The organism is Collinsella sp. AM23-17, assembly GCF_003470945.1.
Classification (GTDB): domain Bacteria; phylum Actinomycetota; class Coriobacteriia; order Coriobacteriales; family Coriobacteriaceae; genus Collinsella; species Collinsella aerofaciens_O.
Map to the genome: position 1 here is coordinate 1 of NZ_QRHU01000024.1, position 25,635 is coordinate 25,635.

Genomic DNA, 25,635 nt, shown 5'->3' on the forward strand with positions numbered 1-25,635 from the left:
AGGGGACCGCCGTGAGGTTAGCGAGGCGCCCGGCAGCGCGCTCCTCGTCCACGGCGAGCCCGCAGACGATGGCGGACATGAGCGGCATGAGGGCGCCGAGGAACTGGGCGTAGGCGTCCGCGCCCTGCGCCGGGTCCCATCGGGTTACGGAGAAGTACTCGCCGCAGGCAAGACCGGCTGCCAGGCCGCAGGCGAGGTGCACCGCCGAGAGCGGGGAGCGCGCCAGGCGCAGGGCCTCGGAGAGCAGGGCCCGCGGGAGAGTCATGCGCGGCGTCGGGTCGGAGAGTCGTGTCATGGCCATCACCTCTCCTCGGAGCGCGCGAACCAGGCCGCGCTCGCCGCCGTGAGCGCGGCGAACGCGAGCGCGCAGACCGCAAGGCCCGCCAGCGTGAGCATGCCGTCCGCCGTGAGCGCCCCGCCGAGCGCCATGTCCGCCGCGAGTGGCTCGCCGCTCGGCAGCACGGGGATGAAGCTCGTGGGGATGACCATGCTCGCCGACGGCGGAAAGAGCTGCGGCAGCGGCATCAGCGACCAGGCGAACCCACCCACGAGCTGCGCGGCGAGCGGGCAGAAGATGCCCGCGAGCATGCCGAGCCGCGCCGTGAGGAGGAGCCCCGCGGGGATCATCCACGCCGCGGTCACCGTGTTAACGAGCGCGCAGAGGAGCATCGTGAGCGTGCCCGCGGCCGTGAGGCCCTGCGAGGAGAACGCCGATCCCGCGAGGTAGATGCCGAAGACCACGAGGTTCGAGAGCGTGCAGAGCGCGAGGCACCAGAGCGCCTTGGCCCACCAGGCGCGCCCGAGCGGGAAGCCCAGGCCCAGAAGCCCCCGCATCCGCGTGCGAGCGTCCGCCCGCGCGACGCACGCCACCACGAGCGAGAGACACACGGGCAGGAAGAGCGCGTACCAGTAGTTCCACGCGCTGAAGATCTGCACGCCCCGGTAGGGCATCGCGCCGAGCAGCGGCATCGGCAGCGCCATGAGCACGGCCAGGCGGACCGGTGCCGCGTGGCGCGACTTCAGGGCCTCGGCGCGCAGGGCCGCGAGCAGGCCGCCTTTCTCGCCCGTCATGCCGCCACCTCCCCGCGCGCTCGTCGCCCTTCCCGGCAGAAGCTCATGAAGAGTTCCTCGAGGTCCTGCCCGGGACGAAGCGTATCCTCGTAGGCGAGGCGCCCCCCGCAGATGATGCCGATGGTGTCCGCCATCTGCTGCACCTCGGAGAGGATGTGGCTCGAGACGATCACCGTCGTACCCGCCGACGCGAAGCCGCGGATCTGGTCGCGCAGCTCCTCGATGCCGATGGGGTCGAGGCCGTTGGTGGGCTCGTCGAGCACGAGCAGGCGTGGCCGGGCGATCAGCGCCAGCGCGAGCCCCAGGCGCTGCCGCATGCCCATCGAGAAGCGCCCGGTGCGCTTCTTCCCGGTGTCCGCGAGGTCCACGGCGGCGAGCACCTCATCTATGCGGCTCTCGGGAAGGCCCAGCAGCGTGGTGCGCACGCGCAGGTTCTCGCGCGCGGTGAGGTTGGGGTAGAGCGGCGCCTCCTCGATGAGGCTGCCGATTGCGTAGAGGTCCTCGCGGCGCCAGGCGTGCCCGGCAAAGAGGATCTCCCCGGCCGTCGGCCGCAGCATCCCGCAGATCATCTTGAGCGTTGTCGACTTGCCGGCGCCGTTGGGACCGAGCAGCCCGTACACCTCGCCCTCGCGGATATGAAGGCTCACGTCGGCCACGGCGTCCTGCGCCTGGTCGCCGCGGCCGAAGCGCTTGGTGAGCCCGCGCGTCTCGAGCATGTAACCCATGGGTTTATCCTTTCTCTTCCGGGAGCGCGGGCCGAGTCACCGTGCCCGCGCGCCTTACCTTTCGGGTTCACCATCCATGGTGGGGCGCGTTTCTAACGAAGCCATAACGGCCGTTGGGTTCTTTTGGCGCCAACCCTTCTCGACCCGCACATCATGATTAATTTGCTTAAGGCAACAACTTTCCCGATCGATGTAATCACCGAATCAAAACGTGTACATCACCCTCCAAAACCGACATTTTTCGGCATGTTTGGAGGCCGATGTACACGAATGTGAAATCCACCGCCGCCCAAAAGCGCCTTCCTCATGTCTGGACTCTCTATGCTTACGCTGGATAGACATCGCCGGAACGGGTATAGTATCGGAAGTTTTGTCGTTAACCAGCGGGGGAGTCCTGTGGGCATCAAAAAGAAGATCAAAAAGGAGCTTATCGGCACTTCCGATTACCCGTCGAATAAGATCTTTACGATCTCCAATTTCATCACCGTTACGCGCCTGATCCTCACCCTGGTATTTCTGTACCTGTTTGTGACGGATAACAACCGCGTCATCGCCATCGTTATCTACGCCGTTGCCGCCTCCACCGACTGGATGGACGGTCAGATCGCCCGCATGACCAAGACGGTCTCGTGGCTCGGCAAGGTCATGGATCCCATCTGCGACCGTGCGCTGCTGTTCACCGGCGTACTTGGGCTGGTGGTTCGCGGAGAGCTGCCAATCTGGGTCTGCGTGCTCATTATTGGCCGCGACATCTATCTGGGCATCGGCACGCTTATCGTGCGTCATTATCACCGTCGCCCCATCGATGTCGTCTTTCCTGGAAAGATTGCCACTGCACTGCTCATGACCGGCTTCTCGCTCATGCTGCTCGGGTTCCCCGTTATTGACGGCCTGCATCTTTTACCTTCAACCCTTACGGCCTTCCCGGGCCTCAACGGAAGCTCGGTGCCCCTCGGCATCTTCTTTGTGTACGGCGGCGTGATCTTCTCCATGCTCACGGCTGTCATCTATTCCATTAAGGGCGGAGTGGCCATTAAACAGGCTCTCGCGCATCCCGAGGACGAGGACATCGACTTTCTGAACCCTGAAATCGAAGACTGATTCGTTGGGGTATGATTACGTACGGTTCATTATTTGCGGCACGTCCGCGATAAGTTAGGGGTTGTCATGGACAACATGGTTAACAATATGCCTCAGAATGATAAGACTGCTGACGCTACCTGCGTATTCCGCGTGCCTTCAAGCGACGTCACCGTTCCCGACCTCATGGCCAACGTGCGCATCACCGCCCCCGTTCTGTCCATCGTCAAGGGTCCGCAGACTGGTGCCGCTTTTGAGCTCGAGGACGACGTGACCACCATCGGCCGCGATCCCGCGAACGGCATCTTCCTCAACGACATGACCGTATCGCGCAGCCACGCGCGCATTATTCGCGAGGGCCTCGGCGCTCGCATCGAGGACTTGGGATCGCTCAATGGCACCTGGGTCGACGGTGCCATCGTCAATGCAGCCCCGCTGCACGACGGTTCTTCCGTTCAGATCGGTACGTTTACGCTCATCTACCACGAGAGCACGCCGGAGCGCATCGAAACCGGTGAGTAGGGCATGGCCGAACGCAACTATCTGAGTATCGGCCAAGTCGTCAACCTACTTCGAGGCGCATACCCCGATCTTTCGAACTCAAAAATAAGATTTCTAGAGGATGAGGGGCTCATTACCCCTCATCGTACGCCTAAGGGATACCGTCAGTACTCCAAGGAGGACGTTGATCGCCTGGAGGTTATTCTGCACTTGCAGAAGACTCGCTACATGCCGCTCAACGTGATTAAGCAGCGCTTGGAAAACGCCACGGACCTGTCAACGCTCGCCTACGAGGTGGGCTTGCTATCCGATGTTCCGCTTAAGACGGAGCCCAAGGAGACCAAACAAAAGCTGCATCCCATTGAGACCATTCCCGATATGTTGGGCGTCGAGATTTCATTTATCCGCTCGCTCGCCGAGAACGACCTCATTCGCATCATCAAGAGTCCGCAGAATCGCGAGCTTGTCGATGGCCGCGATTTTCCGATCATCCGCTACTGCTCCGAGCTGTCACGCTTCCATATCGAGCCGCGCAACCTGCGTCAGTACGTGTCTTCCGCCAACCGCGAGTCCTCGATGTTTGAGCAGGTGCTCGTGAGCATGCTCGGCATGGATACCTCCGATGACGAGCGCGATGCCAAGCTCGAGCGTGCGTTTAAGAAGCTTCACGACCTGACCGAAGGTGTGCACACTGCGCTGCTCAAGAACCGCGTTTTTGAGTCGCTCAACGCCGTGGTCGAGGACGCCGACATCGATGCACTCGATGAGGAAATCACTCGCTCCGAGTCCACCAAGGCCAAAAACGAAGAGACAGCCGCTCCGGCTTCGCACGAGGATTCTCTCGTAAAACCGCTCAAGGTCGTCGCCCCTTCGCAATCCGGCACCGCCACCGCGGGCAAATAACCGCTGCCGAAGTTTCGTCAACCCATTGAAAGGTCATGTAATGTACGACTTCGAATCTCAAATCGTCGACATCCCCGACTATCCCGAGCCCGGAGTCATCTTTAAAGACATCACGCCGCTCTTCGGCAATCCCGAGGCGCTCAAAGCCATGACCGATGCCCTCGCCGAGCACTTTGCCGGCATGGGAATCACCAAGGTCGTGGGTCCCGAGGCTCGCGGCTTTATGGTTGGTGTACCGGTGGCCGTAGCCCTTGGCGCCGGCTTTGTTCCCGCACGTAAACCGGGCAAGCTGCCGCGCGAGACCGTAAGCCAGAGCTACGAGCTCGAGTACGGCACCGATTCAATTGAGATCCATGCCGACGCTATCAGCTCTAAAGATACCGTGTTGATTCTGGACGACTTGGTCGCGACGGGCGGAACCGTCGAGGCAACAGGTAAACTGGTGCGAGATATGGGCGCAAAGCTTGTCGGTTACGGTTGTATCCTTGAGCTTGCGTTTCTCAACCCGCGCGAGAAGCTCACGCCGTCTAATGACGATGTGGAGCTCTTTAGCCTGGTGACGGTGGACTAGCCGTTACCCTTAGTTACTGGAAAGGAAGCTACATGCGCACAGCAAACACGCACAAAAACATGGCACGCTGCGCTGCTACGGCAACCCTCGCTTGTGTTTTGGGCTTGGGCCTCGCGGCTCCTGCCTACGCCGATACCGCATCCGACCTTGCCGCTGCCCGTACCAAGCTCGAGCAGATCGGCACGCAAACCCAGCAAATTCACGATGAACTCTCCGCACAGACGCAGGAGCTTGATCAGACTGCAGGCGAGATCACGCAAAAGCAGCAGGAGATCGCCGAAGGCCAGGCCAAGCTCTCGACCTATGTCGCCGGCGAGTACAAAACTGGCGGTCTGAGCCTGCTTCAGGTTTTGACGGGCGTCGATGACCTGAGCGATATGCTCAACCGTCTCTTCTACTACGGCAAGGTGTCCGACAAGCAGGCCCAAACCATTCAGGAGGTCAAGGACCTTAAGCAGCAGCTCACCGATAAGCAGGCCGAGCAGGAGAAGAACGTCGCCGCGACGCAAAAGAAGGTCGACGAGCTCAATGCCCAGCAGGCTGAGGCCCAGAGCGTCGTGAACTCCCTGGATTCACAGCTGCAGGCCGAGCTTGCTGCCGAGGCCGAGGCCAACGCCGCGCTGCAGGCTGGTATAAACGCCAGCACCGCCGAAAAGGCCACGGTGAGTAACGACACCGCCGGTACGACCGAGAACACCAACAAGGGTGGCGGTACGACCAACGACGGCGGAAACACGCCCGCGCCCGCTCCGCAGCCCCCGACGCCCGCTCCGGCTCCGGCTCCGACGCCTTCCGCACCGAGCCAGTCCGTTGACGGCGGTTCCGTTGTTTCGCGTGCCTATAGCAAACTCGGATACGCTTACTCTTGGGGTGGCATTGGGCCGAACAGCTTTGACTGCTCCGGTTTTGTAAGCTATTGCCTCACGGGACGCTACTGCCGTCTGGGCACCACGGTCGACTTCATGGGTTGGACCCGTGTGTCCGATCCGCAACCCGGCGATGTTGTGGTTAACTCCTACCATACCGGCATCTATATCGGTAATGGTCAGATGATCCATGCTTCTGACTACAAAACGGGCGTCATCATCAGTTCCGTCGCAGCCGGTATGAACAACAATTATATTTTCGTTCGCTACTAAGTGGTTTAGCTCAGCAAACAAAGATGGACCTCGTATCCTTGGGAAGCGAGGTCCATTTTTTATCTCGAGCGCCCGTTTTGCATGTAAGCAACAATCTAGTTTTGAATACTAGATATGCGCAGCATCTGTCCAAAAGATAGCTATAATTGTTGAGGAACAACTAGAAAGGACCCTCAATGAGCTGGGCACTTATCTCAGATTCGAGCTGCAATCTTCGCGATTGGCAACCGACTGCACCCCGTACCACCTTTGCATTCGCACCCCTCAAAATCCGAGTAGGGGAGCGTGAATTGGTCGACGACCTCTCGCTCGATGTTCACGAGCTTAATATTGCCATTCAGTCGGAAGCCAGCGCATCATCGAGCGCCTGCCCAAGCGTGGGGGAGTGGGTTGAGCTCTTTAAGCTCGCCGACAAGACGATCTGCATGCCAATCTCGGAGGGTGTCTCTGGAAGCTATAACGCTGCCGCTACGGCACGCGATATGGTACTTGCCGAGGAGCCCAATCGTCAGATTCACCTGGTCAATTCGCGGGCAGCAGGCGGCAAGATGGATCTGATCTTCTTACTGTTTGATCGTTACCTTGCAAGAAACCCGGACGTTTCCTTTGAGGACGCCTGTGCTTACTTCGATAGCCTCGAGCAAAACAGCAAGATCCTCTTTAGCCTGTGTAATTACGAGAACCTTGCGAAGGCCGGACGTATCCCCAAGGCAGCCGGCGTCATTGCCAACAAGCTCAATATCCGCATTTTGGGAACGGCGAGCGAGGAAGGCGAGATTAAACTCGTCGGCCACACGCGTGGCGAGAAAAAGATGCTCGCCAAGATTGTCGACACCATGGAGGCAGAGGGCTTTACAGGTGGCGAGGTCGTTATCGACCATGTTGAGAATGAGGCGGGTGCCCAGGCGCTTGCCGACCGCATTGTCGAGCACTGGCCCGGCTCCAAGACGATTATCATGCCCTGCAACGGTCTGGATTCATACTATGCCGAGATGCACGGGCTCATTATCGGCTACGGCATGGGCGTGGCTTCGGGCCAATAACGTCCAACCAAGCAAAAATACGGGCGGGACAAAGTGACAGATGACCCTTTGCTCCGCCCGTTTTATACGTCGGCTAGCTATTAAACCCATTAAACTTTAGATAGCTCATCAGGTACGCCTTCGAAACGAAGGATGAAACCGCACTGCGCACAAGCAGCGACTCACGCGTTACCTGATGCGCCGTATCGGGAACCGGCGTCTGCTCGACGGAAAACGCCGAACGAATCGATGCCTCGAGCTGATCGACCACATAATCGAAGGCCGTCGGGGCATCGTAGCTCAAACGCTGAATGTTAAAGAGTGCCTGCACCGCAGCAATAGGTAACACCTGCTTAAAGAGGCAGATAGCGATCAGGCGGGCAATCTGCTCGCGGCCATATTGCTTTTTGACCGGAGCAGGCACCAGGCCGACCTTCACGTAGTTATTGATCATCGATGGCGTAATGACAGGGTGCTCAACGCAAATGAACAGCGGCTCCATCCACAGCGCAACATACTCAATGACCTGGTCGCGGTAGAGCGTCACATTGGGCAACTGGTTATAGCGCGGCAGACTCAACGTATTGAGTTTACGCACGATATCGGACTGAATGAATGCATCGGGTAGCACCGTGGGCTGAATATCCTCGGGCTTAATGCTGACCGACGAATCGGACATCGGAATAACGTATTTAGCGTGGTTCATAAAGGTCCTCCGTTCATTTTCTATATTGTATTCTAGGTTATCTAGTTTTGCATACCACATAGCCGGCAAGTAAAAGTGGTTGGACAACACATTGATGCATCGTCCAACCACTTTGTTTAAAGATAGCAACCTTACATAAGATATATTATCGTACTTATCCACGGAGAAACGCGTATGCGCTCGTTGCCGCTATGGCTCCGTCCGAAACAGCGGTCACAACCTGGCGTAAACGTTTGGAACGGATATCGCCAGCGGCAAATAGACCTGGCGTGCGGGTCGCCATGGATTCATCAGTCAGAATGCCGCCATCAGGCGCCAGATCGACTAGATGCTCAACAAGCTCGGTATGGGGCTGCGTTCCGGTAAAAACAAAGATGCCAAACGAGCCGGGCTCAAATGACTCGGTATGAGTCTCGCCGGATGCATTGTCCTTAAAGGTAATCGTCGTTGGCATGGCTTCGCCCGATAGCTCCACAATACTAGTTTGGTACCTAACTGTAATATTGTCCTTTGCGAGTACTTTCTGAACAACACCATCGGGCGCACGGAACTGGTCGCGGCGCAGCACGATGGTCACACTGTTGGCAATGTCGGACAGGAACAGAGCCTCTTCGCATGCCGAATTGCCACCACCGATTACAAAAACCTGCTTGCCGCGGAAAAACATGCCGTCACATGTTGCGCAATATGAAACGCCACGACCGCGATACGTATCCTCGCCTGCGAAACCTGCCGGACGCGGCGTGGCACCCATGCACGCAATGACGCTCTTGGCCGCCGTGTCACCCATATCATGATGGATGGTAAATTGAGCCACATCGGCATCGTAATCGACGCCTGTCACCATACTCCATTCAATCTGAGCTCCCAGGCCTTCTGCATGCTGTTGGAATCGCTCGCCAAGCTCAGCGCCGCTCAAGAGCGGAATGCCCGGATAGTTCTCGATCTCATTGGTTGTGGCGATCTGCCCTCCCGACATGCCCTGCTCAATCACGGTCGTCGTCAGGTTGGCACGCGCAGCGTAAATGGCGGCAGCATAGCCCGCGGGGCCGCCGCCGATAATCGCAACATCGATCGGCTGATCGGTAGTCATGGAACATCCTCTCGTCGAAACATTGACGTTCTTTGCGCTCATACCCAAATTTACGTGAACATGACACTCATGCACTACAATGATAAATCCGTGTTACAACGTCGAAGGGGAGTTATCGATGGATCAAACGCAGACGAGCGACGACGCTCCCCTGCTCACGCACAGCACTCCCCAATCGGAGCAAACAGCGCTCTTGGCTCAGCAAAAATCTCTCGTGACCATCGTGCACGCCTCGGTCGGCTCAGGCCATAAGGCCGCCGCAAATGCGATTGCGCAGGCCTTCGACCTCATCCGCGGCACCAATGGCATCCCCGAGGATGTTGAGATTGAAGTGCTCGATATCCTTGATTTTGGACGTATTAAATTCGACGGTAATAAGACCGCGGCTTCTTTTACGGGAGCCACGCGCCCCATTTACGACCTGACCTGGAGATATACACTTACGGGACATCTTCTCTGGGGTGGCGGCACGGCATGGTCGCGAATCATGTTCCCCGCCTTCAACGAATATATTCGTAGCCGCAGGCCCATAGCCGTGGTCGCAACGCACATCACAGCAGCCAATGTTGCCGTGGGTGCCCGCATAATTACGGGTATCGATTATCCAGTCATCTGCGTACCGACCGACTACGAAGTCGAGGGCTGGTGGCCCCACAAGGACACCGATCTATTCTGTGTTGCCAACGAATTTATGTCCGAAACGCTGCGTCCGCGCAAGGTGCCCGAGGCAAAGATTCGCATTACCGGCATTCCTATTCGCGCCGGATTCGACACGGATTACGATCGCGAGGAAGAGCTAGCCAAGTTCAACCTCCCCACCGACAAGACCGTCGTGCTGGTTATGGCCGGCGCCAGTTTACCTCAACCGTACGTCCGCTTTCGCGCGGCGATGGACCAGACCCTCCCCTTCCTGCGCAGTTTCGAGGACATGCACTTTGTCTTTTTGCCGGGCAAAGACGTGGAGTATGCCACCCGGCTGAAGACGCTCTTCGATGCCATGAAGCTCGAGAACGTCACGGTGTTGGACTATGTCGACGACATGGCGGCCCTCATGCACGGGTGCGACCTGGCAATTCTCAAATCGGGCGGACTCACCGTCACCGAGTGCCTGTGTGCGCATCTGCCGATGATCCTGCTGGGCAAATCGTACGGCCAGGAAAAGGCCAACACCACGATGCTCACCGGCATGGGAGCCAGCATGCACGTCACCACGGCACGAGAACTCATCGTTACCCTACGTCACTTGCACGACCATCCCGAATCACTCAAAGCGCTACTCATCAACGGCGAAGTACTACGCCGCCCCCACGCAGCCGAAGACATCGCCATCGCCACCATAGAGCTCGTAGGCAAACCCCAAAAGCGCAAAAGAGCCTTCTGCCGCTTCTACTGGGGCGGAAAACCCGCGCATATCCGCTAGGCGATAGTCCGCTGCTCGGCGGGAGCCGCCCATATATCATTCCATGCTCAAACATTCTCGCTGCGCTGCGAAACTGCGCGTGGAACGATATATGGGCGGCTCCCGCCGAGCAGCTACGTTTACGTGCTAGCAGCTATACCGGATCCCCACCATTAAAATCTGCAAAGGCGAAACCGAAAAATATAAATACAGTAAGTCGATGCGACAAAGGAGGCGTCCCTTTATCGCATCGACTTACTAGAAAAGTAAATATTGTTTCAAGCGAGTAGCCGCCCGCCCGGGGCTTACCTATATCGTTCCACGCGCAGTTTCGCAGCGAGCGAAGCGACGCGAGAATGTTTGAGCATGGAATGATATAGGTAAGCCCCGGGCGGGAGGGATACGAGCGCCCTAGGCGATGCCGCTGGAGCCGAAGCCTCCTTTGCCTCGGTCGGTTTCGTCTAGTTCTTCTACTTCTATGAGGTTGACCGTGGGGACTTCTTGGATGACGAGTTGGGCTATGCGGTCGCCTTTGTTGATTTGGATGTCGTTGGTGGGATCCAGGTTGATGAGGATAACCTTGAGTTCCCCTCGGTAGTGGGCGTCGATGAGGCCCGGCGTGTTGACTATAGACAGGCCCTGCTTGATGGCCAAGCCGCTGCGGGGCTGGACGAAGCCGGCGTAGCCATCGGGCAGGGCGATGGCCAGCCCCGTAGAGACCAGACGGCGTTCGAAGGGCTTCAGGACGCAGTCCTCGTTGGAGCGCAAATCCAAGCCAGCATCGGTGGGATGGGCGTATTTGGGAAGCTCAACGGTGGGGTCGAGACGCTTTATGTTGACGGTAATGTTGGACATGGAATCACCTTAGCTTGTCGAGCTCTTGCAGAAACTCATCGACGTCTTTGAAATCGCGGTAGACCGAGGCAAAGCGAATGTAGGCCACCTTGTCGATCTTGGCCAAGCGCTTGAGCACCATGTCACCCAACTCATGGGACGTGACGGCCGTCAGCGTGCGAGAGCGCAGCTCAACCTCGATGTCGTCGATAATCTCATTGAGCTTCTTAGTGTCGATATCGCGCTTGATGGTGGCGCGCATCAAGCCGACGAGCAGCTTATTGCGATCAAACCGCTGCTTGGTTCCGTCTGACTTAATGACCTCGATTGGGTCTTCGCATCGCTCGAACGTTGTAAAGCGGTAGTTACACGAGCAACATTCGCGACGGCGCTTAATGGTGTTATTTGACTCCTGCATACGGGAATCAACGACGCGGGTATGTGCCTTGCCGCATTTGGGACAGCGCATGGTACCTCCTCTTAAACGATAACAAGGGTACCATGCGCAGCGAGATAATGATTACGAACGAGCAGGAACCTTAAGATGCGCACCGGCGGCGAGCGAACCATGCTCCAGATGATTGACGTTGCGGATCATGTCGGAAGTCTCTTGCGTGGAAAGGCCTTCGATTGGATATTCTTCGGCAAGCGACCAAAGAGAATCACCAGGCTGAACGCGAATGGTCTCGTAGGTAACGTTGGAAACGGACTCGGCATACGCGGCGTGACGAGCGCTAAAGACCGACGTAGCGAGGACAAAGAAGAGCGTAAACGCAACGGCAAAGGCGATAATCGTCGGAACCTTCAGGGCAACGCGGGCCGGCGCGACTACAGCCTGCTGATTGCGCGCAGGCTTTACGGTCAAAGGCTGAAAGCCGGAGCGGCCACCCTGAACAACCGTAAAAGTGGGTTCTGCAGGCGTCTCGAGCTTAAGGGCGAGGTTTCCCTGGACCATATTCGTTACGTTCATCATGTTCTCCTCTCGCGTGTTTTGCTGAGAACAGTTTTATCAAGCCGCGCGGACAAAAATGTCTAGCGCGAGAACGAATGTTCGGTTATTATTATCTTCGAACAGTTGTTCCTGTCAAGCAAAATTCGAACATTTGTTTGACATGGGTAGAGAGGATGCCCTGATGGCTCGCAAAATTACCAAGCGTCAGCAGCAAATTTACGACTTCATCAAGGAATATCAGCAGGAGAAGGGTTATCCGCCCAGCGTGCGCGAGATGGCTTCTGCCGTGGGCCTTTCCTCCCCCAGCACCGTGCACGCCCATCTCTCTGCCCTGGAGGCGCGCGGGCTACTCAAGCGCGATGCCACCAAACCGCGCGCCCTGGAACTCTTTAACGAGGACGGTTCCTCTGTCTCAATTTCTAAATCTGACGAGCCCATCGCACCTCGCGGAACGGTCTCGCTACCGCTCGTTGGTCGCGTCGCGGCTGGGATCCCCATTCTGGCCGAGCAGAATATCGAAGACACTTTTACTATCCCGACCGAAATCGCGACTGATCAGGGTTCCTTTATCCTTGAGGTGCATGGGAGCTCAATGATCAATGTCGGCATCTTCAATGGCGATTACATCATCGTCCGTGAACAAAAGAATGCCATGAACGGCGAAATTGTCGTGGCCATGATCGATGGTTCAGCGACCGTCAAGACGTTCTACAAGGAGCAGGGACGCGTACGCCTGCAGCCTGAGAATGACACCATGGAGCCTATCTATGCAACGAATCCCGTTATCCTGGGCAAAGTCCTCGGCTTGATGCGCCGGTTCTCGTAATGCAAAAACGCATAACCATCTTTGATACCGTCCGCGGGTTTACGATGATTTCTATGGCAGGTTTTCACGCTTGCTATGATTTCGCCTACCTGTACGGCTGGGATATGCCCTGGTTTACCCAGTCAGCCTTTCAAGACATCTGGCGCGCCAGCATCAGCTGGGTATTTTTGTTTATCGCCGGTTGGATGTGCACCCTTTCGCGCAACAATATCAAACGTGCCGCCAAATACGCCTTAGCAGCACTCGTTGTCTGGTTGGCAACAACACTTGTCTCAGTCGACGATTCGGTTAATTTTGGCATCATCTACTGCATGGCCGCATGCACCGGCATCGTGGCGTTGACCGATCCCGTCCTTAAGAAGATAACGGCGAGATGGGGCATGCCCCTATGCCTTATGTTGTTCGCAATCACCTGGAGCATCCCCAAAACGATCTACCCTGTCCCCTACCTGGCGTGGCTGGGATTTCCGAGCCCTGGGTTTATCTCAGGTGATTACTACCCCATCATCCCGTTTATCTTTATGTATCTTGCAGGATACTTCGCCGCACACATAGCGCAGGGAATCGATAAGACCGTCCCTAGCTGGGCCTACGCCAACCCCCTGCCGGCGCTCGCCAGCCTTGGACGTCACGCTCTCCCCTTTTATCTGCTGCATCAGCCCATCATTCTGGGCATTTTGGAGCTCGTCTACTCGGTGCGATAACGCTCGAGCCGCGGTGCAATACGAGCCGGCAACTTCGCCACAATGCGAACGCCGTCCTCGAGATATTCCTCATGCAGAAGGGTTCCCTGCTCATGCACCAGCGTGATGAGAGCGCCCTCACGATACGGGATATCAGCGGAGAGCAACACATCGGTGGCAGCTGCCTCGCGAGCAATCCGGTCGACGAGATCGTCGAGCCCCTCGCCCGTTTGGGCCGAGAACAGAACGGCCTCCGGATAGCGACGACGGAAACTCAATCGATCGACGCTATCGAGAAGATCGATTTTATTGAATACGGTCAGCGTTAAACGCTCTCCGGCGCCGATCTCATCAAGCACGCGGTCGACAGCCTCCAGCTGCCGCTCATAGTCCTCGTCAGACGCATCTACGACTTTGAGAATTAGATCGGCACCCAAAACCTCGGACAGCGTCGATTTAAAGGCATCGACCAGACCATGGGGCAGCTTTTGAATAAAGCCGACGGTATCGGTAATCGTCATGCCGCGACCGCCGGGCAGACGATACGAACGCGTCGTCGGGTCGAGCGTAGCAAACAGCTTGTCCTGCGAAAGTACCGTAGAGCCGGTCAGACGATTGAGTAACGTCGATTTACCGGCATTGGTATAACCGGCTAACGCGACGCGAAACGCCGGTGACTCAATGCGACTCTTGGATTGAACATCGCGACGCTGTTCAACCTGCTTGAGCTCACGACGAAGCGCAGCGATCTTATTACGAATGAGGCGACGGTCGACCTCGAGCTGACTTTCGCCCTGACCAAAACGTGAGCCGATGCCGCCGCGCGTCTGCTCCTTGGCGAGATGGCTCCACATGCCACGCAGGCGAGGCAACAAATATTGAAGCTGTGCCAGCTGTACCTGCAGGCGTCCCTCACGCGTCTGAGCATGCAGGCCAAAGATATCCAGGATCAGTGCTGTGCGATCGATAATCTTTACCGGCTCGCCCACGGCTTTCTCCAAATAGGATTGCTGCGAGGGGGTCAGGTCGTCGTCAAAAATAACGACATCGGCATCCATGCGATGCACCAGGCCGCACAGCTCTTCAACCTTACCGGAACCGATAAACGATTTAGGATACGGCTTTACCAAACGCTGCGACAAGCGTGCCACGCACCGGGCACCAGCTGTGTGGGCAAGACGCTCCAGCTCATCAAGCGAGCGATCGAGCGGCCATGCATTGTCGCGCCACTCAACACCAACTAAAATGGCACGCTCGGGCTCGGGTGCCGTGGGAACAAGGGGGAAACGGGCCATTAGGCAGCCTCAATACGATGCAGGATATCCTCAACGACCTCATCGATCGTACATTCATCCATATCAAACCACACGATACGGTCATCGCGCTTAAACCACGAAAGCTGACGCTTGGCATAACGACGCGAACGCATCTTAATGAGTTCGCGGGCCTCATCCATGCTCATCACGCCATTGAAAGCATCAATGATCTCTTTATAGCCAATTGCCTGCATCGACGTCAGGGCATCTCCCAGACCCTGGGCCATAAGACCGCGGACCTCATCGACAAGACCCTGCTCAAACATCAGATCGACGCGCAGATTAATGCGCTCGTAGAGCACCTCGCGATTACGCGTCAGACCAAACCATAGGGCATGATAATGCTCGCGCGGAACACTAAACTGACTTTTTTGCTGTGCATAGGAGATACCATCATCATGCATCTCGAGCGCACGAATCACACGGCGCACGTTATGGGGATGAATAACAGCAGCCGATTCTGGATCGCGCTCGGCAAGCAGGGCATGCAGTTCTTCCTCGCCAATACGCTCGGCAAGCTCCTGATAGCCCGCACGGCGATCGTCCTCAAGTTCACCCGAGGGAAAGTCCATCTCATCGAGGGCTGCCTTGAGATATAGCCCCGTACCTCCGCAAAAAACCGGCAGGCAACCCGAACCAAGGAGACGTTCAACATGCGCGCGAGCGTCAGCCTGATAAAGCGCAGCAGAATATGCCACACCCGGCTCTACAATGTCGACGAGACGCAGCGGCGCCGTGCACTCATCGGGCGCCATCTTTGCGGTACCGATGTCCATGCCGCGATAGATTTGCATCGCATCGCACGACAGCACTTCGGACGAAAGACGAGCTGCCAAACGGTCGGCAACATCACTCTTACCAACCGCCGTCGGACCGACGATCGCAACGGAGGAAAGACCTGCCCCGGAAGAAACCATTAGCGCGGCTCGCCCACAACGGAACCGGATAAATACCAGGTCTTGGCAACGTCAACGTCAACATCAACGATCTTGCCAACAAGCTGATCGATGCTGTAACCCTCGGGGATAGGCGCATGCACGGTCTGATTCTTGGGACTCTTGCCCAGCAGGACCGCATCGTTCTTTTTACTCGTTCCCTCAATGAGCGCGGGAACCACAGTATGAAGCTCACCCTGGTTATACTCGTGTGCCGTGGTCTCGATAACCTTAACCAGGCGATTGAAACGCTCGAGAATAACCTCATGCGGCGTAGGATCGTCAATCTCGGCGGCCGGGGTACCGGCGCGCTTGGAATAGATGAAGGTATAGGCCTGAGCATAGCGGACCGTCTCGGCAAGTGAGAGCGTCTGCTCAAAGTCTTCTTCAGTCTCGCCCGGGAAGCCAACGATAATGTCGGTCGAGAGCGCGATATCGGGCATGCGGTTGCGAATGCGATCGACCAGGCCCAGATAGTCCTCGCGTGTATAACGGCGATTCATCTCTTTGAGGATCCGCGTCGAACCTGACTGGACGGCCAGGTGCAGTTGCGGCATTACGGCAGGTGTCTCGGCCATGGCGTCGATGGTCTCGGGCAGCAGGTCCTTAGGATGCGAAGACGTAAAGAAGATGCGCTCCACGCCCGTATCGCCCACGGCACGCAGCAAATCGGCAAAACGCGGCTTGCCAAACAGATCGCGACCATATGAGTTAACGTTTTGGCCCAGCAGCGTAATCTCACGCACGCCCTGGCGCACCAGACCGGTCACCTCGTCGACAATCTCCTCGAAGGGGCGGCTCTTTTCGCGACCGCGTACGTACGGCACGATGCAATAGGTGCAGAAATTATTGCAGCCTGTCATGATGGGCACCCAGGCGTGATACTGGGTCTCGCGATGCCACGGCATGCTCATGGCGTCCGTATCCTCATGCTCATTGGTGCGGATATGACGCTTACCATCAAGGAACGCCTCGGCAATGAGCTCGGCCACATGTGCAATGGAATGCGTGCCAAAGATGACATTGACGTTATCGACGTTGGTGAGCAGGCCCTCGCCATCGCGCTGCGCGATGCAACCGCCAACGGCAACCACGCGCTTGCCCGAAGGCGAAGGCGGCAGGCTTTTGCAGGAATTGCACTGACCGTACAGGCGAGTATCGGCGGCCTCGCGCACGCAGCACGTCATGAAGACAACGATATCGGCATGCGCGGGATCGAGCGCCATGAGGCAGCCATACGAATCAAGCAGACCGCTCACACGCTCGGAGTCGTGCTGATTCATCTGGCAGCCAAAGGTGCGGATAAAGTAGGTTTTACCGGCAAGAATATCGCGTACGGAACGCTGGTCCATGTGCATAAGTCCTAACGATGGGGAGCGAAACAAGGCAAGCAGAAGCTATGCCACAGGCTTAACATCATCCATGACGACGTTATCCATAGCAGCTCGATTGATCTGGTGAACGTAGATAGAAAGGCGGATGGCCGTGCGCGACTCCCCGTTAATGAGGATGTCGGAGAACACGGGCGCGCAGGAAATATCAAAACCGGTTGGAATCAAAAAACCGCGCGCGATAGCAACGGCCTTAATAGCCTGGTTGACGGCACCGGCGCCGACACACTGGATGTTGACGGGTACACCATCCTTGACCATGCCGGCGATGGCGCCGGCAACGGACGCGGGCGATGATTTGCTTGATACCTTCAGGCAATCCATGAAGAAACTCCTGCATTTAAAAGTACGTTTTAACTGCAATAACTGTATCGTACCGAGTGGACTCGGTAAAGGCACTATTCCTCTTTGGCAAGATCAAAGGTCACGGTGATTCGATCACGCGAAACACGGATCTTTGGGTCGCCGCAAAGGTTGAGATAGTACCGGGTGGCAAGGTCATTAAAGTCGCGTTCCACAGCGCGCGAAAACTGTGCCATGTCATCCTTGGCAATACGTAGCCCGCGACGATCCTTCGCGAGATCGACAGGAGCCGGCGCATGCGAGGACGAATCACGCTCGCGCAGCAGACGCGCGGTCACACCGCGAACGGGCTTAATCTGCCCTGCCAAAATGCGATGGGCCGTGCGCTCGGACATCTCAAGACCCAAACCCGAACAAATACGGATAAAGTCCTCGGCATCAGAAGCAAGGCCTAAACGATCGACAACCGGAAGCTCGCTCTCGTCATCAATGAACAGGAGACGAGACGTATCGAGCCGACTTGACGCTTGAGCATAAAGGGTCGCGGCAATCTCAGACGGAGAACCGAGATAGACATCGCAACCACGCAACTCCTCGAGCGCAAACTCACAAGCAGCGCGAATAATATTATGTGGACCGCGAGCGCAGACATAACGTCCGTCCTCATCCTTGACGGCCTGGGGCCAGCTGGACTGATCGGCACGCTCACTGAGGCGGTCGGCCGCAACGCTCACCTTGAAGGCTGAACCAAGATCGACGCCGGACGTGACCACACGGGCCTCGTCGGTGTTCTGCTTAATCGAAAACAATGCCATGCCACGACCGTGAACGCCCCAACGGTCCATCTTCATGCTCTCGAGCTTGGAGGTAACGCGGGCATCAAAGATTCGCTCTTGCATATCCTGCGGAACGCCAGAACCGTTATCCAGAAAGACAAGCGTGCGGACGCCATCTTCCTTGGTCGTGGCGAGATAGACCTTGTCGGCGCCGGCATCGCGAGCATTACGGAGCATTTCGATGACGATGTCCTCGACATGCTGAATGTCGTGCTTAGCCTGGCGCCGCTCGGCCTCCGAAACGCGGAGGCGGACATACCCCTCGCCAAGGTTCTCCTCGACGCGAAGGTTGCCCTCCCCCGACATCGACGCGATAAATGAGATGAGCTCGTTCGTGTCGCTCATGTTATTTAGCGATATCGACAGCGCGGCTCTCGCGAATCACGACGACGCGCACCTGACCGGGATACTCCATCTCTTCCTCGATCTGATGGGCGATATCGTGAGCCAGGACCGTGGACTGGGCATCGGAGATCTTGTCCGGCTGAACCATGACGTGGACCTCGCGACCAGCCTGCATGGCATAGGTACGTTCGACGCCGTCATGGGAGTTGGCGATCTCCTCGAGCTTCTCAAGACGCTTGATGTAGTTCTCGGCAGACTCGCGACGGGCACCGGGGCGAGAGGCAGAGACAGCATCGGCGGCCTGCACCAGGACATCGAGCACCGTGTTGGGGTCGACATCGGCATGGTGAGCCTCGATAGCGTGGACGATAACGGGCTTCTCGCCATAACGGCGGGCCAGCTCGGCGCCGATGACGGCATGCGGGCCCTCGACGTCATGGTCGATTGCCTTGCCCAGGTCGTGCAGCAGGCCGGCGCGCTTGGCAGTCACAACGTCCAGGCCAAGCTCGGAAGCCATCACGCCGCACAGATCAGAGACCTCGAGGGAGTGCTGAAGCACGTTCTGACCAAACGAGGTACGGTAGCGCAGGGCACCAAGGGTCTTGACGATCTCGGGGTGCAGGTCGTGGATGCCGGTATCGAAGGCAGCCTGCTCGCCAGCCTCGCGCACGCGCTGCTGAACCAGGTCGGCGGCCTTGTGATACATCTCCTCGATACGGGCAGGGTGAATGCGGCCGTCGGCGATGAGGTTCTCGAGGGCGACACGGGCGGTCTCACGACGGACCGGGTCGAAGCTCGAAAGAACGACGGTCTCGGGCGTGTCGTCGATCACGAGGTTGACGCCGGAAACCTGCTCGAAGGTCCGGATGTTGCGACCCTCGCGACCGATGATACGGCCCTTGAGGTCATCAGAGGGAATGTGCACGGAGGTAACGGTGACCTCGGCAGTGTGGTCGGCAGCGCAGCGCTGAATCGCCAGAGACAGAATCTCCTGGGCGGTCTTGTGGCACTCGGCGCGAACCTGCTGCTCGGACTCGCGAATGATCGTGGCGGCCTCGTGGGTGACCTCGCCGCGAACCTTATTGAGGAGCTCCTTGTGGGCGTCCTCGCGGGTAAGGTCGGCGATACGCTCGAGCTCGGAGGTCTGCTTTGCGCAGAGCTCCTCGAGCTCACGGGAGCGCTTCTCGACCTGACCGGCCTGGCTGGACAGCTGATGCTCGCGCTTGTCAAGCGCGTCGTTGCGGCGATCGAGGGATTCCTCGCGCTGCATCACGCGGTTCTCGAGCGTACGAATCTCGTTCTTACGCTGCTTGTCCTCGGCCTCAGCGGCCTGCTTGTTCTTGATGATCTCCTCTTTAGCCTCGAGCAGAGCCTCTTTTTTGAGGGTCTCGGCCTGACGCTTAGCATCACCGATCAGGGACTCAGCCTGTGCGTGTGCCGACTGGATTTTTTCGTCGGCCTCGTGAAGACTACCCTGCTTGGCGGTGCGCATGTAGGCAATGGCGGCGATGGCACCCAAAATGATGCCAACGAGCGCTGCGATGATAGGCATGCTCACTCCTTTTTATGGATTCGTTACACAACAAAGCGAACCGTCCTTACGAACGGCTCGCGACATTTGAGTAATATGGGCGCAGCTTATGCGGGTCGGATACAGATAAACATATAAACAAACTTATCACAGATGAGCACATATCACAAAGCAAATGACAGTGTTTATCGTACGTTGAACCACAACAACTGTCAAATAAATGGCCCCAGCACGGCGGCTAAAACGCGGTGAACGGCAGGGCCACAAAACGCATACGCCTAAACCGCACATTCCTCACGTTCGGCATCGAGACGTGCCTTAACGGCATCGGCGGCGATGTGATACGAGAAGCCCTTGCCCATCAAAAACCGAACCAGTTTTTCGAATCCGCGCGTCTCTGGAACACGCCGCTTGGCGAGCAGGGCTGACGCACGCGCCAAATCGTCTTCGACGGCAAAATAATCCTCCGGATAACCGGGAATATCATCGAGCACGACATGACGGCGCTTGAGCTCGGTCTCGATTTTACGCTGTCCCCAACCGCGCCGCTTGCGTTCCTCGATAAAGTACGAGCAAAAGCGGTTCTCGTCTAAAAAGCGATACTCGGTGGCGCGCTCGACGGCGAAATCGATCGCGGGCTGGCGAAAGCCGTAGCGTGCCAACTTGTCACAGACCTCACCCGTCGCATGGTCGCGTCGCGATAGCATCTCGGTCACCATGGTAAGTGCACATTTACGCTCGATGAGCTGCACCGCTTCACGAAAGTTATCCCAATCACAGGGAAGATCGGGGCGATTTTTGACATACAGGCGCGCGACCCGCACGGGAATCCAAATGGACCGCTCAAAACCGCCCTCAAGCTCACAATCGATATGTGCGCAAGGCTTTTTGGACGCATACCCGCTCGAGAACGAGGAGGCCGCCTTCTTATCGGGAAAGACGACCGTGGCCTCGGTCACCGTATACGACATGAGCGTAACCGCTACTCGTCGTCATCATCGAGCATGGCGGAACCATCGATGGCGTAAAGCTCGTCAAACTCCTCAGGCGCAGGCTGATCGGTCAGCTCGACCTCGGACGGAGCATCGTCATCAAACTCAAGCCCGCAGGCAAGGCGGACCTTATGCTCAATCTCGTCGGCGCAATCGGGGTGTTCGCGCAGGAACGCCTTGGCGGCCTCGCGACCGTTGCCGAGCTTATCCTCGCCATAGGCAAACCAGGAGCCCATCTTCTTGCAAATGCCGCACTCGACAGCCATGTCCAGAATCGAGCCCTCCTTAGAGATGCCCGTACCGTACATGATGTCGAACTCAGCAGAACGGAATGGAGCTGCCACCTTGTTCTTAACGACCTTGGCGCGCACGCGGTTACCGATAACCTCATCCTTGAGCTTAATGCTATCGATGCGGCGAATGTCGATACGCACCGAAGAGAAGAACTTAAGGGCGCGGCCGCCCGTCGTGGTCTCGGGGTTGCCGAACATGACGCCGATCTTCTCTCGCAGCTGGTTAATGAAGATGCATGTCGTGTTGGACTTGGACAGCGAGCCGGCGAGCTTGCGGAGCGCCTGACTCATCAGGCGAGCTTGCAAACCGACCGTGGTATCGCCGATCTCTCCCTCGATCTCGGCACGCGGGGTCAGCGCGGCGACGGAGTCGACGACGATGGCATCGATGGCGCCGGAACGCACGAGCATGTCAACAATCTCGAGCGCCTGCTCACCCGTATCAGGCTGGGAAATCAGTACCTCGTCGATATCCACGCCAATGCGCGCGGCATACGTGGGATCGAGCGCGTGCTCGGCATCGATAAATGCCACCACGCCACCCATTGCCTGGGCCTCGGCCAGGATCTCGAGCGAAAGCGTCGTCTTACCGGAGGACTCGGGACCGTAGATCTCGACGATTCGGCCGCGCGGCACACCGCCGATACCCAGAGCGGCATCGAGTGCCAGAGCGCCCGTAGGGATGGCCTCGACCTCGAGCTCGGGGCCACCGTCGCCGTACCTCATGATGGAACCCTGGCCGAATTTCTTCTCGATCTCGGCCTTGGTGGTGGCGATCATCTCATCGCGCTCTTTACCCGTCGTGCGAGCATGAACGGTACGTACGGGACCTGAATTCTTGGCCATGAAAAGCCCTCCTCTTAACAACCTGCATCGATAATAAACGAACGGCTGTTCGTGGTCAACCGTTCAGATAAATCATATGCAGCCGACCTTTCCAAAACCCAACCAAACGCCGACCAAACACTGACCAAATGCTTGACCACAAAGGACCAAATATGAACAAGGCAGGCAAAATTACGTCTACAACCAGCACAAACGCCAAATGAGCCTAAGGTCCCTATCTCCACAATTAAGGGGCCCGAAGGCCCCTTAAAACACGTCTATTCCATAGAGTTAAGCACAAGGGCAATGCGTTCCAATGCCTCCGCGACCGCATGGGCACGAACACGCGAACGGTCGCCCTCATAGTGGCAGCGCACAGAGTCCACGACCGGCACTTCCCCATCAGCCGCGCGATACGCCCAGCCAATATAGAAAGTGCCAGCCGGATCGTCCTCAGTGCCGCCGCCGGGGCCGGCATAACCCGTTGCGCTCACTGCAATATCGCTCTGGCACAGCTCCAGCGAACCCGCCGCCATCTCGCGCGCGGTCTGATGCGACACCGCGGTATAGCGGTCGAGCGTCTCCTGATCAACACCCAAAACGCGATGCTTGATCTCATCGCAGTAGGTCACCGCACCGCCACGCAGCACCGCCGAGGCGCCCGGGATATCGGCAATCGTCGAGGCGATCATACCTGCTGTCAGCGACTCAGCCGTTGAAACCGTCACGCCCCGAGCGCTCGCGCGCTCGACAATATGACGCGCCAGCTCCTCGTTATGTGCGGAAATCTGCTCAAAAGAGTCCGTCATACCCACCAGAACCTAGACCGAAAAGACGATCTTGCGGCAGTTCCAGAAGTACTGGGCGCCCGAGATAACGGTCAGGACAACGGCAACGGCGTACAGGAAGCGCGACACCGAGTAGATGCCGAGCGTCAGCGCCAGCGGGCCAAGGTGCAAGCCGGCCATCGCAAAGACGCACAGGTAACCGCAGATGGAGACCATCGTGGTCGCCGTCTTGTACTTGCCAAGCTTATCGGCGGCAACGACCACGCCGGCGGCACTCGCAACCATGCGCAGGGCGCTTACCAACAGCTCGCGGAACAAGATGATGAACACGGACCAAACCGACACGGCGCCAAAGTCCAAGAACAGCAGCAAGGCCGAGAACACGAGCAGCTTGTCGGCAATGGGGTCCAAGAATTTACCGAAGTCGGTAATCTCATTGCGCGAACGCGCCAGATAGCCGTCAACTTTATCGGTGCACGACAGGATGACGTACAGAATGAAGGCTGCGGCGGCGAGCGGGCCGTCGAAGGTGCTCCAATCTGTACCGGCAACACTCGTGTGAGAAAGCGCCGACACGATCATGAACACCGGGATAAAGACGATGCGCACACACGTCACGATGTTGGCGGGCGTCCAAACACTCGTCAGTTCCTTATTGCTCTCGTTTGCCACGATGCTCTCCTACTCCACAACATGGCCGATAAGCTCATAGCAGAAGCTATCGGTAAACTCGACCGTCAGAATATCGCCCACGGACGCCTCGCTGGCGTCCAAGTGCACCGCGCCATCGGAATCGGGCGCCTGGAACCAAGCATGGCCGATCAGCTCGGCGCCGTCCTCGGTCTCCTCGATGCCGTCGACGATCACCTGGGCGCGCTCGCCCACATGTGCGGCGGTGGCGGCAAAACCGAGCGACTCGGCCAGGTCCATGGCCTCCTGGGCGCGCTCGAGCTTGACCTCCTCATCGACCTGACCCTCCATCTTAGCGGCCAGGCTGCCCTCCTCCTGCGAGTAGGCAAAGACGCTCGTGTAGTCAAAGCCGACGGTGTCCATAAAGTCGATAAGGTCGCGGAACTCGTCGTCGGTCTCGGTCGGGAAGCCGACCATGGCCGTGGAACGGATCACAATGCCGGGGATACGCTCACGCAGATCACGGAACAGGTCCTCGAGCTCCTGGCGCGAACCAGAACGGCGCATAGCCTTGAGGATGCGCGCGTCGCAGTGCTGCACGGGGATATCGATATAAGGCAGTACCTCGGGCGTATCGCGAATCGTATCGATAAGCTCGTCGGTCATGCCCTCGGGCTGCAGGTAGAGCACGCGGACCCAGACGTTGTGCGGGCGCACGGCCTCGGCGACGGCATGCAGCAGCTGCGCCAGATTGCGCGGCGAGCCATCGGTGACGTCTTCGTCGGCAAAGTCGGTGCCCCAAATACCCGTGTCCTGGCCGATCAGCACGATCTCTCGCACGCCACCGGCAACCAAGTCGCGCACCTCGGAAATAATGCTCTCGGCATTGCGCGAGTGATAACGACCGCGGATATACGGGATCATGCAGAAGCTACAGAAGCGGTTGCAGCCATCGGAGATCTTGACGTAGGCGACAGCGCCCTCGACGGTGCGCTTGACCTGCGGAATATAGGCGGCAATCTCGCGCTCGACGCCCAGCACGCCATCGATGACCGCCACGATGCCATCCTCCTCGTCGGCCTTCACAAAGGCAGCGACCTCGGGCAGCTCATCGGGCAGATCGTCGCCATAGCGCGACGGCACACAGCCGCACATGACGATGGGGCAAGAACGAACGCCGTCCTGAACCTCGTTGGCGAGCTCGAGCGTGGTCTCGATGCTCTCGGACGTTGCGGAGGCGAGGAACGAGCATGTATTGACGATGGCGATATCGGCATCCTGTGGGTCGAATGCCTCCTCGTAGCCCGCGGCGGTCAAAAGAGAACGCATGCGGTCGGTGTCAACCTCGTTCTTAGCGCACCCGAGGGTGATGTAGAGCACGGAGCCCAACGGTGTATCCATGTTGGAGAGCAGTCCTTTCGAATGATATTAGCGATAGTTGGTGAACTGCAGCGGCTGGCCGTAGTCCTGGTCGCGCAGGAACTGGATCACGGTCTGCAACGCGTCCTTCGAAGCAGAGGAAACACGCAGCTTGTCGGCCTCGATAGTCACCTTGACCTTGAGCTTTTGGTCCTTGATGTCCTTGTTGATCTTCTTGGCGGTCGCCTGGTCGATACCCTCGACGATATGGCCGAGCACGCGCACGGTGCCGCCCGATGCCGCCTGCGGGGCATCCCACGAGACAGCCTTGAGGTCGATGCCGCGCTTGATGAGCTTGGAGCTCAGCACGTCGATAATCTGCTTGGAGACAAAGTCGGCCGGGGCGTTGATCGTAAAGAGCTTGTCGCCCTTCGAAAGCTCGATCGTGGCGCCGGAATCCTTCAGGTCATAGCGCTGGGAAATCTCGCGCGTGGTTTGCTGGAAGGCGTTGTCGACCTCTTGCATGTTGACCTCGGACACGACGTCGAAGCTGGAATCTTTAGCCATGATGTTTCCTTTCGCGTAC

Annotated in this window: 28 protein-coding genes and 1 pseudogene; 9 read left to right on the forward strand and 20 right to left on the reverse strand. The window is 57.8% G+C overall.

The genetic code is table 11. The features are described from left to right. The 3 genes and pseudogenes from DW645_RS08470 to DW645_RS08480 form a co-directional block, all read right to left on the reverse strand. Nucleotides 1-301, reverse strand: a pseudogene (locus DW645_RS08470) (lantibiotic ABC transporter permease); the annotation flags it as partial. Beyond that, nucleotides 301-1,071, reverse strand: a complete 771-nt coding sequence (locus DW645_RS08475) for a hypothetical protein (protein WP_117639844.1) — start codon at nt 1,069-1,071, stop codon at nt 301-303. The gene DW645_RS08475 and the pseudogene DW645_RS08470, both read right to left, overlap by 1 nt. Beyond that, complete coding sequence (locus DW645_RS08480; RefSeq protein WP_118227234.1) at nt 1,068-1,796, reverse strand: lantibiotic protection ABC transporter ATP-binding protein; 729 nt, start codon at nt 1,794-1,796, stop codon at nt 1,068-1,070. The genes DW645_RS08475 and DW645_RS08480 overlap by 4 nt, the downstream gene beginning before the upstream one ends. A 396-nt stretch (nt 1,797-2,192) precedes the next feature. On the opposite strand from DW645_RS08480, the gene DW645_RS08485 reads away from it, so the two are divergent. The 6 genes from DW645_RS08485 to DW645_RS08510 all read left to right on the forward strand — a co-directional run bounded on the left by DW645_RS08485 (nt 2,193) and on the right by DW645_RS08510 (nt 7,033). After that, nucleotides 2,193-2,897, forward strand: coding sequence for a CDP-alcohol phosphatidyltransferase family protein (locus DW645_RS08485; protein ID WP_118227235.1), 705 nt, complete (start codon nt 2,193-2,195; stop codon nt 2,895-2,897). Nucleotides 2,898-2,963: 66 nt separating this feature from the next. Next, entirely contained in the window at nt 2,964-3,398 is a 435-nt protein-coding gene (locus tag DW645_RS08490) for an FHA domain-containing protein (RefSeq protein WP_006236002.1), read from the forward strand. A gap of 3 nt (nt 3,399-3,401) precedes the next feature. Further along, the gene (locus tag DW645_RS08495; protein ID WP_118227236.1) at nt 3,402-4,280 is read left to right on the forward strand and encodes a MerR family transcriptional regulator; all 879 of its coding nucleotides are present in this window, start codon (nt 3,402-3,404) and stop codon (nt 4,278-4,280) included. Between the two features lie 40 nt (nt 4,281-4,320). After that, on the forward strand, nt 4,321-4,851 hold the full coding sequence (locus DW645_RS08500) for an adenine phosphoribosyltransferase (protein ID WP_118227237.1): 531 nt from the start codon (nt 4,321-4,323) through the stop codon (nt 4,849-4,851). Between the two features lie 32 nt (nt 4,852-4,883). Continuing rightward, entirely contained in the window at nt 4,884-5,990 is a 1,107-nt protein-coding gene (locus DW645_RS08505) for an NlpC/P60 family protein (RefSeq protein WP_118227238.1), read from the forward strand. Between the two features lie 176 nt (nt 5,991-6,166). Continuing rightward, nucleotides 6,167-7,033: a DegV family protein gene (locus DW645_RS08510; protein ID WP_118227239.1), complete on the forward strand. Its 867-nt coding sequence runs from the start codon at nt 6,167-6,169 to the stop codon at nt 7,031-7,033. Between the two features lie 73 nt (nt 7,034-7,106). On the opposite strand, the gene DW645_RS08515 is transcribed toward DW645_RS08510, so the two are convergent. Both DW645_RS08515 and DW645_RS08520 read right to left on the reverse strand, forming a co-directional pair. After that, nucleotides 7,107-7,718 (reverse strand): DUF1836 domain-containing protein, encoded by a 612-nt coding sequence (locus DW645_RS08515; RefSeq protein ID WP_199576461.1) that lies wholly within the window; start codon nt 7,716-7,718, stop codon nt 7,107-7,109. Between the two features lie 154 nt (nt 7,719-7,872). Continuing rightward, nucleotides 7,873-8,811, reverse strand: coding sequence for an NAD(P)/FAD-dependent oxidoreductase (locus DW645_RS08520; RefSeq protein WP_118227240.1), 939 nt, complete (start codon nt 8,809-8,811; stop codon nt 7,873-7,875). 118 nt (nt 8,812-8,929) lie between these two features. Between DW645_RS08520 and DW645_RS08525 the strand changes: the two genes are divergently transcribed. Further along, nucleotides 8,930-10,231, forward strand: coding sequence for a glycosyltransferase (locus DW645_RS08525; RefSeq protein ID WP_118227241.1), 1,302 nt, complete (start codon nt 8,930-8,932; stop codon nt 10,229-10,231). A 390-nt stretch (nt 10,232-10,621) separates the two neighbouring features. Here DW645_RS08525 and dut read toward each other — a convergent pair whose 3' ends face one another. Genes dut through DW645_RS08540 form a run of 3 tightly spaced genes read right to left on the reverse strand, consistent with a single transcriptional unit; the run spans nt 10,622 to nt 12,014 of the window. Next, nucleotides 10,622-11,065, reverse strand: coding sequence for a dUTP diphosphatase (gene dut / locus DW645_RS08530; protein ID WP_117766605.1), 444 nt, complete (start codon nt 11,063-11,065; stop codon nt 10,622-10,624). A gap of 4 nt (nt 11,066-11,069) precedes the next feature. Beyond that, nucleotides 11,070-11,513, reverse strand: a complete 444-nt coding sequence (gene nrdR / locus DW645_RS08535) for a transcriptional regulator NrdR (protein WP_022093781.1) — start codon at nt 11,511-11,513, stop codon at nt 11,070-11,072. A 51-nt stretch (nt 11,514-11,564) separates the two neighbouring features. Beyond that, nucleotides 11,565-12,014 (reverse strand): LysM peptidoglycan-binding domain-containing protein, encoded by a 450-nt coding sequence (locus DW645_RS08540; RefSeq protein ID WP_158568711.1) that lies wholly within the window; start codon nt 12,012-12,014, stop codon nt 11,565-11,567. A 163-nt stretch (nt 12,015-12,177) separates the two neighbouring features. On the opposite strand from DW645_RS08540, the gene lexA reads away from it, so the two are divergent. Both lexA and DW645_RS08550 read left to right on the forward strand, forming a co-directional pair. Next, a complete protein-coding gene (lexA, locus tag DW645_RS08545) occupies nt 12,178-12,822 on the forward strand; it encodes a transcriptional repressor LexA (protein ID WP_147356639.1) in 645 nt (214 codons plus the stop codon). Further along, nucleotides 12,822-13,526, forward strand: coding sequence for a heparan-alpha-glucosaminide N-acetyltransferase (locus tag DW645_RS08550; RefSeq protein ID WP_118227243.1), 705 nt, complete (start codon nt 12,822-12,824; stop codon nt 13,524-13,526). The genes lexA and DW645_RS08550 overlap by 1 nt, the downstream gene beginning before the upstream one ends. On the opposite strand, the gene hflX is transcribed toward DW645_RS08550, so the two are convergent. The 12 genes from hflX to DW645_RS08610 all read right to left on the reverse strand — a co-directional run bounded on the left by hflX (nt 13,511) and on the right by DW645_RS08610 (nt 25,616). Beyond that, the gene (gene hflX / locus DW645_RS08555; protein ID WP_118227244.1) at nt 13,511-14,800 is read right to left on the reverse strand and encodes a GTPase HflX; all 1,290 of its coding nucleotides are present in this window, start codon (nt 14,798-14,800) and stop codon (nt 13,511-13,513) included. The genes DW645_RS08550 and hflX overlap by 16 nt on opposite strands. Next, nucleotides 14,800-15,738: a tRNA (adenosine(37)-N6)-dimethylallyltransferase MiaA gene (miaA, locus tag DW645_RS08560; RefSeq protein WP_118227245.1), complete on the reverse strand. Its 939-nt coding sequence runs from the start codon at nt 15,736-15,738 to the stop codon at nt 14,800-14,802. Before miaA ends, hflX begins: the two co-directional genes overlap by 1 nt. Beyond that, entirely contained in the window at nt 15,738-17,108 is a 1,371-nt protein-coding gene (miaB, locus tag DW645_RS08565) for a tRNA (N6-isopentenyl adenosine(37)-C2)-methylthiotransferase MiaB (protein WP_022094691.1), read from the reverse strand. Before miaB ends, miaA begins: the two co-directional genes overlap by 1 nt. 45 nt (nt 17,109-17,153) lie before the next feature. Continuing rightward, nucleotides 17,154-17,471 (reverse strand): stage V sporulation protein S, encoded by a 318-nt coding sequence (locus tag DW645_RS08570; protein WP_006235982.1) that lies wholly within the window; start codon nt 17,469-17,471, stop codon nt 17,154-17,156. Nucleotides 17,472-17,545: 74 nt separating this feature from the next. Beyond that, complete coding sequence (locus DW645_RS08575; protein WP_118227246.1) at nt 17,546-18,631, reverse strand: ATP-binding protein; 1,086 nt, start codon at nt 18,629-18,631, stop codon at nt 17,546-17,548. Nucleotide 18,632: 1 nt separating this feature from the next. Then, nucleotides 18,633-20,183, reverse strand: a complete 1,551-nt coding sequence (rny, locus tag DW645_RS08580; RefSeq protein WP_117803171.1) for a ribonuclease Y — start codon at nt 20,181-20,183, stop codon at nt 18,633-18,635. 257 nt (nt 20,184-20,440) lie between these two features. Continuing rightward, a complete protein-coding gene (locus tag DW645_RS08585; protein ID WP_117564289.1) occupies nt 20,441-21,133 on the reverse strand; it encodes a regulatory protein RecX in 693 nt (230 codons plus the stop codon). Nucleotides 21,134-21,144: 11 nt separating this feature from the next. Beyond that, nucleotides 21,145-22,293: a recombinase RecA gene (gene recA, locus DW645_RS08590; RefSeq protein ID WP_022094695.1), complete on the reverse strand. Its 1,149-nt coding sequence runs from the start codon at nt 22,291-22,293 to the stop codon at nt 21,145-21,147. Between the two features lie 257 nt (nt 22,294-22,550). After that, entirely contained in the window at nt 22,551-23,081 is a 531-nt protein-coding gene (locus DW645_RS08595) for a CinA family protein (protein ID WP_117776238.1), read from the reverse strand. A gap of 12 nt (nt 23,082-23,093) precedes the next feature. Then, nucleotides 23,094-23,642, reverse strand: coding sequence for a CDP-diacylglycerol--glycerol-3-phosphate 3-phosphatidyltransferase (pgsA, locus tag DW645_RS08600; RefSeq protein ID WP_229071689.1), 549 nt, complete (start codon nt 23,640-23,642; stop codon nt 23,094-23,096). Nucleotides 23,643-23,741: 99 nt separating this feature from the next. Then, entirely contained in the window at nt 23,742-25,091 is a 1,350-nt protein-coding gene (gene rimO / locus DW645_RS08605; RefSeq protein WP_117776236.1) for a 30S ribosomal protein S12 methylthiotransferase RimO, read from the reverse strand. Between the two features lie 27 nt (nt 25,092-25,118). After that, nucleotides 25,119-25,616, reverse strand: a complete 498-nt coding sequence (locus DW645_RS08610; protein ID WP_022094699.1) for a YajQ family cyclic di-GMP-binding protein — start codon at nt 25,614-25,616, stop codon at nt 25,119-25,121. Between the last annotated feature and the right edge of the window lie 19 nt (nt 25,617-25,635).

Excerpts from the sequence above, each read along its gene's own strand:
- DW645_RS08480 (WP_118227234.1), bottom strand. The coding sequence starts at position 1,796 with ATGGGTTACATGCTCGAGACGCGCGGGCTCACCAAGCGCTTCGGCCGC.
- rimO (WP_117776236.1), bottom strand. The coding sequence starts at position 25,091 with ATGGATACACCGTTGGGCTCCGTGCTCTACATCACCCTCGGGTGCGCT.
- hflX (WP_118227244.1), bottom strand. The coding sequence starts at position 14,800 with ATGGCCCGTTTCCCCCTTGTTCCCACGGCACCCGAGCCCGAGCGTGCC.
- DW645_RS08500 (WP_118227237.1), top strand. The coding sequence starts at position 4,321 with ATGTACGACTTCGAATCTCAAATCGTCGACATCCCCGACTATCCCGAG.
- DW645_RS08540 (WP_158568711.1), bottom strand. The coding sequence starts at position 12,014 with ATGAACGTAACGAATATGGTCCAGGGAAACCTCGCCCTTAAGCTCGAG.
- lexA (WP_147356639.1), top strand. The coding sequence starts at position 12,178 with ATGGCTCGCAAAATTACCAAGCGTCAGCAGCAAATTTACGACTTCATC.
- DW645_RS08490 (WP_006236002.1), top strand. The coding sequence starts at position 2,964 with ATGGACAACATGGTTAACAATATGCCTCAGAATGATAAGACTGCTGAC.
- DW645_RS08575 (WP_118227246.1), bottom strand. The coding sequence starts at position 18,631 with ATGAGCGACACGAACGAGCTCATCTCATTTATCGCGTCGATGTCGGGG.
- miaA (WP_118227245.1), bottom strand. The coding sequence starts at position 15,738 with ATGGTTTCTTCCGGGGCAGGTCTTTCCTCCGTTGCGATCGTCGGTCCG.
- DW645_RS08550 (WP_118227243.1), top strand. The coding sequence starts at position 12,822 with ATGCAAAAACGCATAACCATCTTTGATACCGTCCGCGGGTTTACGATG.
- DW645_RS08610 (WP_022094699.1), bottom strand. The coding sequence starts at position 25,616 with ATGGCTAAAGATTCCAGCTTCGACGTCGTGTCCGAGGTCAACATGCAA.
- nrdR (WP_022093781.1), bottom strand. The coding sequence starts at position 11,513 with ATGCGCTGTCCCAAATGCGGCAAGGCACATACCCGCGTCGTTGATTCC.
- DW645_RS08515 (WP_199576461.1), bottom strand. The coding sequence starts at position 7,718 with ATGAACCACGCTAAATACGTTATTCCGATGTCCGATTCGTCGGTCAGC.
- DW645_RS08520 (WP_118227240.1), bottom strand. The coding sequence starts at position 8,811 with ATGACTACCGATCAGCCGATCGATGTTGCGATTATCGGCGGCGGCCCC.
- miaB (WP_022094691.1), bottom strand. The coding sequence starts at position 17,108 with ATGGACCAGCGTTCCGTACGCGATATTCTTGCCGGTAAAACCTACTTT.
- DW645_RS08510 (WP_118227239.1), top strand. The coding sequence starts at position 6,167 with ATGAGCTGGGCACTTATCTCAGATTCGAGCTGCAATCTTCGCGATTGG.
- pgsA (WP_229071689.1), bottom strand. The coding sequence starts at position 23,642 with ATGATCGTGTCGGCGCTTTCTCACACGAGTGTTGCCGGTACAGATTGG.
- DW645_RS08495 (WP_118227236.1), top strand. The coding sequence starts at position 3,402 with ATGGCCGAACGCAACTATCTGAGTATCGGCCAAGTCGTCAACCTACTT.
- DW645_RS08505 (WP_118227238.1), top strand. The coding sequence starts at position 4,884 with ATGCGCACAGCAAACACGCACAAAAACATGGCACGCTGCGCTGCTACG.
- dut (WP_117766605.1), bottom strand. The coding sequence starts at position 11,065 with ATGTCCAACATTACCGTCAACATAAAGCGTCTCGACCCCACCGTTGAG.
- DW645_RS08595 (WP_117776238.1), bottom strand. The coding sequence starts at position 23,081 with ATGACGGACTCTTTTGAGCAGATTTCCGCACATAACGAGGAGCTGGCG.
- DW645_RS08570 (WP_006235982.1), bottom strand. The coding sequence starts at position 17,471 with ATGGATTGCCTGAAGGTATCAAGCAAATCATCGCCCGCGTCCGTTGCC.
- DW645_RS08585 (WP_117564289.1), bottom strand. The coding sequence starts at position 21,133 with ATGTCGTATACGGTGACCGAGGCCACGGTCGTCTTTCCCGATAAGAAG.
- DW645_RS08525 (WP_118227241.1), top strand. The coding sequence starts at position 8,930 with ATGGATCAAACGCAGACGAGCGACGACGCTCCCCTGCTCACGCACAGC.
- rny (WP_117803171.1), bottom strand. The coding sequence starts at position 20,183 with ATGCCTATCATCGCAGCGCTCGTTGGCATCATTTTGGGTGCCATCGCC.
- recA (WP_022094695.1), bottom strand. The coding sequence starts at position 22,293 with ATGGCCAAGAATTCAGGTCCCGTACGTACCGTTCATGCTCGCACGACG.
- DW645_RS08475 (WP_117639844.1), bottom strand. The coding sequence starts at position 1,071 with ATGACGGGCGAGAAAGGCGGCCTGCTCGCGGCCCTGCGCGCCGAGGCC.